General features: G+C 72.1%; 6 protein-coding genes and 1 pseudogene. 1 reads left to right on the top strand and 6 read right to left on the bottom strand.

Going from position 1 to position 6,528, the window contains the following annotated elements; genetic code table 11:
• From G6030_RS16515 to dapE, 3 genes and pseudogenes are all read right to left on the bottom strand, one after another.
• A pseudogene (locus G6030_RS16515) lies at positions 1-160 on the bottom strand (TIGR00730 family Rossman fold protein); the annotation flags it as partial.
• A complete protein-coding gene (locus tag G6030_RS09765; protein ID WP_187701695.1) occupies positions 160-936 on the bottom strand; it encodes a TIGR00730 family Rossman fold protein in 777 nt (258 codons plus the stop codon). The gene G6030_RS09765 and the pseudogene G6030_RS16515, both read right to left, overlap by 1 nt.
• Positions 937-1,039: 103 nt before the next feature.
• Positions 1,040-2,209, bottom strand: coding sequence for a succinyl-diaminopimelate desuccinylase (gene dapE / locus G6030_RS09760; protein WP_182643006.1), 1,170 nt, complete (start codon positions 2,207-2,209; stop codon positions 1,040-1,042).
• Positions 2,210-2,325: 116 nt separating this feature from the next.
• On the opposite strand from dapE, the gene dapD reads away from it, so the two are divergent.
• Positions 2,326-3,294, top strand: coding sequence for a 2,3,4,5-tetrahydropyridine-2,6-dicarboxylate N-succinyltransferase (gene dapD / locus G6030_RS09755; protein WP_182643005.1), 969 nt, complete (start codon positions 2,326-2,328; stop codon positions 3,292-3,294).
• A 107-nt stretch (positions 3,295-3,401) separates the two neighbouring features.
• Here dapD and dapC read toward each other — a convergent pair whose 3' ends face one another.
• The 3 genes from dapC to cofH all read right to left on the bottom strand — a co-directional run.
• Entirely contained in the window at positions 3,402-4,514 is a 1,113-nt protein-coding gene (gene dapC, locus G6030_RS09750; protein WP_182643004.1) for a succinyldiaminopimelate transaminase, read from the bottom strand.
• A gap of 5 nt (positions 4,515-4,519) precedes the next feature.
• A complete protein-coding gene (gene fdxA, locus G6030_RS09745; protein ID WP_063972054.1) occupies positions 4,520-4,843 on the bottom strand; it encodes a ferredoxin in 324 nt (107 codons plus the stop codon).
• Between the two features lie 86 nt (positions 4,844-4,929).
• A partial coding sequence (gene cofH / locus G6030_RS09740) for a 5-amino-6-(D-ribitylamino)uracil--L-tyrosine 4-hydroxyphenyl transferase CofH (RefSeq protein WP_182643003.1) occupies positions 4,930-6,528 on the bottom strand: 1,599 nt, incomplete at its 5' end.

The following is a 6,528-nucleotide window of genomic DNA, read 5'->3' as shown; positions in this document are numbered from 1 at the left end:
CCAGCGCGCCCATCATGGAGACGTTGCCCCCGCCCGAGACCAGCGACCAGCCCCGGCGGGCGATCGCGTCACCCACCTCGGTCGCGATCTCCAGCAGACGCGGATCGTAGGTCGAAGACGCGCAGTAGACGCACACCCGACGGTTCGGGACCGGCGCCATCAGCGCTCGACCCCGCGGTGCTCCTCGCCGATGAGGTCCTCCCGCTGCTCGGACGTCAGAGCGGCCCGGTGGTGCGCCTCGCGGATGAACTCCACCGCCTCGGGCACCGAGTCGGTCACGAGGAACAGCTCGAGGTCGGACGCCGAGAGCATCCCCTGTTCGGCCAGCGTGCCGCGGATCCAGTCCACCAGCGGGGACCAGAAGTCCACGCCCAACAACACGATCGGGAACCGGGTGATCTTGTCCGTCTGGACCAGGGTGATGGCCTCGAAGAACTCGTCGAGGGTGCCGAATCCGCCCGGCGTACACACGAACGCCTGCGTGTACTTGACGAACATCGTCTTGCGGATGAAGAAGTACCGGAAGTGCAGGCCGAGGTCGACCCACCGGTTCATGCCCTGCTCGTGGGGCAGCTCGATCCCCAGACCGACCGACTGCCCGTCGGCCTCCCACGCGCCCTTGTTGGCCGCCTCCATCTGGCCCGGGCCGCCGCCGGTCACCACCGCGTAGCCCGCCTCGGACAGCGCGCGGCCCAGTTCCACCGCCTGCTCGTAGGCGGGGTCACCGGGCCGGGTGCGGGCCGAACCGAACACGCTGACCGCGTCCCTCAGCTCCGCCAGGGCGCCGAAGCCGTTGACGAACTCGCTCTGGATGCGCAGGACCCGCCACGGGTCGGTATGCAGCCAGTCGGTGTCCTGGTTCTTGTCCAGCAGTCGCTGGTCGGTGGTCGTGCGCCCGCCGTTCTTCTGTCGACGGACGAGGACGGGTCCACGCATGTGGACCGGGTCGTTGGGGGCCACGGGCCGTGTCTCCTTCTGTGGTCTGGTGTGTCGGGCGGCGGCGCGGGGGCCCGGGCTCGGGCGGGGCCCCGGTGCCGTCTCAGCCCGAGGTGGTGAGGTAGTCGCGCAGCGTCCGGGTCACCTCGGTGATCTGGACGGCGGGACAGTGCTCATCGCGCTTGTGCGCCAGTCCGGGGTCGCCGGGTCCGAGGTTGACCGCCGGGATCCCCAACGCGGCGAACCTCGACACATCCGTCCAACCGTACTTGGCGCGGACCCGCCCGCCGGCCGCGCGGACGAGGTCCGCCGCGGCGGGGGCGCTCAGCCCCGGCAGCGCGCCCGGCGACAGGTCGGTCAGCTCCCAGTACAGACCCGGTTCGGTCGGCGGGACCTCTCCGGTCTCCACACGCGGGAACGCGGCGAGTCCGAGGGCGTCGAGCGCGTGCGCGAGGGCGGCGTCCGTGTCGCGGTCCGGGGCCGATCGGAAGTTGACGTCGAGCCACGCCTCGTCCGGCACGGTGTTGCCGGCGACGCCCGCCGACATCCGCACCGCCTGCAGCCCCTCCCGGTAGACGCAGCCGTCGATGTCCACCGACCGGGCCTCGTACGTGGCGAGCGCGGCGAGCACCGGCGCGAGGCGGTGCACCGCGTTGTCGCCGAGCCAGCTGCGCGCCGAGTGCGCGCGCACACCGCGGGCGTGGACCCGGATCCGCAGGGTCCCCTGACATCCGGCCTCGATCAGCCCGCCGGTGGGCTCACCGAGGATCGCGACGTCCCCGCCCAGCCAGTCGCGGTGGCTGCGTTCCAGGTGACCGAGGCCGTTGGCCGTCGCCTCGATCTCCTCGCAGTCGTAGAGCACGAGGGTCAGGTCGTGGGCCAGGTCCTCGCTGTCCGCCAGTAGCGCGAACAGGTGGAGGAACACCGCGTCGCCTGATTTCATGTCGACCGTCCCGCAGCCGTGCAGCATCTGCTCGTCGGCCTCGCCGGTGATCCGGCACGGGACGTTGTCGGCGAGCGGCACCGTGTCGAGGTGCCCGGCCAGCACGACCCGGGTCGGCAGCCCGCGTCGGGTCCGGGCGAGAACCCGGTTGCCGTCGCGGATCACCTCCGTCCGCCCGGCGGCCGGGCCGGTGAAGGCCGCGACGGTCGACTCGAGCGCGGCATGTACGGCCGTGGCGATCGAGTCCTCCTGCCGCGAGGGGCTGGGGATGTCGACCAGGGCGCGGGTGAGGTCGACCGGGTCGGCGGTCAGATCGAGGGCGGCGGTCACGGTCTCCACCCTAGTTGCCCGGGCCGGGCGCGCGACTCGACCGTGACCGGTGTGGGTCCGGGCGGACCGCTAGCCGTGACCGGTGTGGGTCCGGGCGGACCGCTAGCATCGGGGCCATGAGTGCACACGGAGCCGTGGCCACCGGAATCGCCACCCTGACGTCCGACCACACCGTCCTCGACGTGTGGTACCCCGAGCCGGAGCTGGGCGCCGCCTCCTCGAGCGGTCACACCGTCCTGTCCGGCGACGAGGTACCCGCCGAGCTCGCGTCCCTGACCGGGCCGGACGAGGATCGCGGCGTCGAGCGGGTGGCCGTGCGGGTCGAGATCTCCGACCTCACGGAGCCGCCGGCGGACGCCTACGACGCCTACCTGCGCCTGCACCTGATCAGCCATCGCCTCATCCGGCCGCACTTCGCCAACATGGACGGCCTGTTCGGCAAGCTCACCAACGTCGTGTGGACGAACTTCGGCCCCTGCGCCGTCCCGGGCTTCGAGCTGGTCCGGGCCAAGCTCCGCGCCCGCGGCCCGGTGACCGTGTACGGAGTGGACAAGTTCCCGCGCATGGTGGACTACGTGGTCCCGTCGGGCGTGCGGATCGCCGACGCCGACCGCGTCCGCCTCGGCGCGCACCTGGCCGAGGGCACCACCGTCATGCACGAGGGCTTCGTCAACTTCAACGCCGGAACGCTGGGCGCGTCGATGGTCGAGGGCCGCATCTCCGCGGGCGTCGTCGTGGGTGCGGACTCCGATGTCGGTGGCGGGGCCTCCATCATGGGCACCCTCTCCGGGGGAGGCAAGGAGACCATCTCGATCGGCGAGCGTTGCCTCCTCGGCGCCAACTCGGGCGTCGGCATCTCGCTCGGTGACGACTGCGTGGTGGAGGCCGGCCTCTACGTCACCGCCGGCACGAAGGTGGACGTCCGCGCCGGGGCCTGGGCGGAGCGCGAGCCGGTCAAGGCCGGGCAGCTGTCCGGGATGGACAACCTGCTGTTCCGCCGCAACTCCGTCTCCGGTGCGGTCGAGGCCGTGCCGTGGAAGCGCGAGGGCGTCGAGCTCAACGCGGACCTGCACGCCAACGACTGAGACCCTTCCAGCAACGAGAAGACGGTTCCGCACACCCCCACTCGGGCGATATGTGCGGAACCGTCTTTTCGATGTGCTGTGGAGGGATGCGGGCGCCCGGAAGCCGGTCAGGCCAGTCGGCGCACGGCCTCGTCGACGGTCGCGTCGGTGGCGGTCAGCGCGATGCGCACGTGCCGCGCACCGGCGGGGCCGTAGAACTCGCCCGGCGCCACGAGCACCCCGCGCTCGGCGAACCAGCCCACCGTGTCCCGGCAGGGCTCGTCGCGGGTCGCCCACAGGTAGAGCCCGGCCTCGGAGTGGTCGATCCGGAAGCCGGCCGCCTCGACCGCTGGCCGCAGACGCGCCCGGCGGGCCCGGTACCGCTCGCGCTGCTCGGTTTCGTGGGCGTCGTCGCCCAACGCCGCCGACATCGCGGACTGCACCGGCAGCGGCATCATCAGCCCGGAGTGCTTACGCACCGCGAGCAGTTCCGCCACCAGGGCGGGATCGCCGGCGACGAACCCGGCCCGGTAGGAGGCCAGATTGGAGGTCTTGGACAGCGAGTGCAGCGCCAGCAGGCCGGTGTGGTCGCCGTCGCACACGCGCGGGTCGAGGATCGAGGGCGCCTCCCCCTCCCACACCAGGCCGAGGTAGCACTCGTCGGAGGCGACGATCACGCCACGGTCGCGGGCCCAGCCCACGACCTTGCGCAGATGGTCCACGCCGAGCGCTTTGCCGCTCGGGTTGGAGGGAGAGTTGAGGTACAGCAGCGTCGGCGACGACGGTCCGAGTTGCGTGAGCGAGTCGGCACGCACGACCGAGGCCCCGGCCAGCAGAGCGCCCACCTCATAGGTCGGGTAGGCGACCTCCGGCACGACGACCGTGTGACCCGCTCCCAGACCGAGCTGGGCGGGCAGCCCGGCGATAAGCTCCTTGGTGCCGATCGCGGGCAGGACGGCGTCGGTCGTCAGCCCCGTGACGCCGTAGCGCCGCGAGAGGGCGTCCACGGCGGCCTGCCGCAGTGCGGGTGTGCCGACGGTCGTGGGGTACCCGGGTTCGGCCGCGTCGGCGGCGAGCGCCTCGCGGATGACCGGGGCGACCGGGTCCACGGGCGTGCCGACCGTGAGGTCGACGAGCCCGTCGGGGTGAGCCGCCGCGCGGGAGCGCGCGTCGGCGAGGGTGTCCCAGGGGAACACCGGGAGCGCGCGCCCGGGCGGTCGACGCTCCGGGCGCGACACCACCGGCTTCACTCCTGGTTCATGGGCGGGAGCGCCTTGACGAACGGCACGTCGTAGTCGACCTTGCCGACCTTGGCCGCTCCGCCCGGCGAGCCCAGCTCGACGAAGAAGTCGGCGTTGGCGGCGTTGTACTCGGTCCACTCGTCCGGGACGTCGTCCTCGTAGAAGATGGCCTCCACGGGACAGACCGGCTCACACGCGCCGCAGTCGACACACTCGTCGGGGTGGATGTACAGCATCCGTCCACCCTCGTAGATGCAGTCGACCGGACACTCCTCGACGCAGGACTTGTCCATCACGTCGACGCACGGCTCTGCGATCGTGTAGGTCACGTCAGCCACCTTCCTCGTAGCGGTATGGCCTGCATCGTATGCCACGACACACTCCGATGCCGAAGTCGCCCCGCATGCGGTTCCGACTATGTGACGACCGTCACTCCGATGGGGCGCGGCGCGGGTCCGTACAGGGTGTCACGACGGCGGGCCGGGCGACCGATCCCGGTGGCGATCTCCTCGATCTCCTCCGGCGACTTCGCCGAGCCGTTCTCCGCTCCCGCCATCCGCGAGATGGTCTCCTCCATGAGGGTGCCGCCCAGGTCGTCGGCGCCCGACCGCAGCATCGTCCGCGTGCCCGCGACACCGAGCTTGACCCAGCTGGTCTGTACGTGGTCGATCGCGCCGTGCAGCATGATCCGGGCCAGGGCGTGCACCGCCACGTTCTCCTCGCGCGTCGGCCCGGGACGGGCGGCCCCGGCCAGGTAGAGCGGCGCGCTGCGGTGCACGAACGGCAGCGGCACGAACTCGGTGAACCCGCCGGTCCGCTCCTGGATACCGCGCAGGGTCCGCAGGTGCGCCACCCAGTGACGCGGGGTGTCGACGTGGCCGTACATCATGGTCGAGCTCGACCGCAGGCCCACCTCGTGCGCGGTGGTGACGATGTCGATCCACTCGGCGGCGGGCAGCTTGCCCTTGGTGAGCACCCAGCGGACCTCGTCGTCGAGGATCTCCGCGGCGGTACCGGGGATGGTGTCGAGACCGGCGGCCCGCAGCTCGGTGAGCCACTCGCGCACACCGACGCCGGAGCGCGACGCGCCGTTGGAGATCTCCATGGGGCTGAAGGCGTGCACGTGCATCGACGGCACGCGCTCCTTGACCGCGCGGACTAGGTCCGCGTAGCCGGACACGGGCAGGTCGGGGTCGATCCCGCCCTGCATGCACACCTCGGACGCCCCGGTGACGTAGGCCTCGTACGCCCGGTCGGCGACCTCGGCGGCGGACAGCGAGAACGCGTCGGCGTCGCCCTTGCGCTGCGCGAACGCGCAGAACCGGCAGCCGGTGTAGCAGATGTTGGAGAAGTTGATGTTCCGGTTGACCACGTAGGTGACGGTCTCCCCCACCACGTCGGCGCGGATCCGGTCGGCGAGCCCGGCCACCGCCGCGAGGCCGTCGCCCGTGGCGGTGGCGAGCGCGAGGTACTGCTCATCGGTGAGACCGGCGGGGTCCGCCTCGGCCGCCCGCAGCGCCGCGAGGACCTCGGAGTCCGCCCGCTCGGGGGTCAGGGCCGCCGCCCCCAGCTCCGCGGCGCGGGCCCGGATGACGTCCCAGTTGCCGAACGCCTCGCCGATGTCGGACCGGGTGTCCGTGTTGCGGCCCTCGGAGTCGATCGCCGTGTGCAGATCGGTCCGTCCGCTCGAGTCCCAGTCGTCGTCCGGCTCCTGCCAGGGCCGCCCCTGGGGCTGCACCACCTCGTCGTCGTCCCCCACCCGGGCCAGCCCCGTGACCGGGTCCGCCAGGGCGCGGACGTGGCCCGCCACCCTCGGGTCGATCCACGCATCGCCGGCGCCGACGTAGCGCGGATGCGCGGTGAGGCGCTCGGTGAGCGTCCACCCCCGCGCGGCGAGGTCGGCGGTGAGCTCATCCAGGTGCGGCCACGGCCGCTCGGGGTTGACGTGGTCGGGGGTCAGCGGCGAGATGCCACCCAGGTCGTCCACTCCTGCGTCGATGAGCGCCAGCACGTC

This window comes from Dietzia sp. E1 (assembly GCF_014145015.1).
In the GTDB taxonomy this organism is placed as follows: Bacteria; Actinomycetota; Actinomycetes; order Mycobacteriales; family Mycobacteriaceae; genus Dietzia; species Dietzia cinnamea_A.
Note: the sequence above shows the minus strand (reverse complement) of the source record. Positions and strands in the feature narration are given on the sequence as shown.

Excerpts from the sequence above, each read along its gene's own strand:
- dapD (WP_182643005.1), top strand. The coding sequence starts at position 2,326 with ATGAGTGCACACGGAGCCGTGGCCACCGGAATCGCCACCCTGACGTCC.
- G6030_RS09765 (WP_187701695.1), bottom strand. The coding sequence starts at position 936 with ATGCGTGGACCCGTCCTCGTCCGTCGACAGAAGAACGGCGGGCGCACG.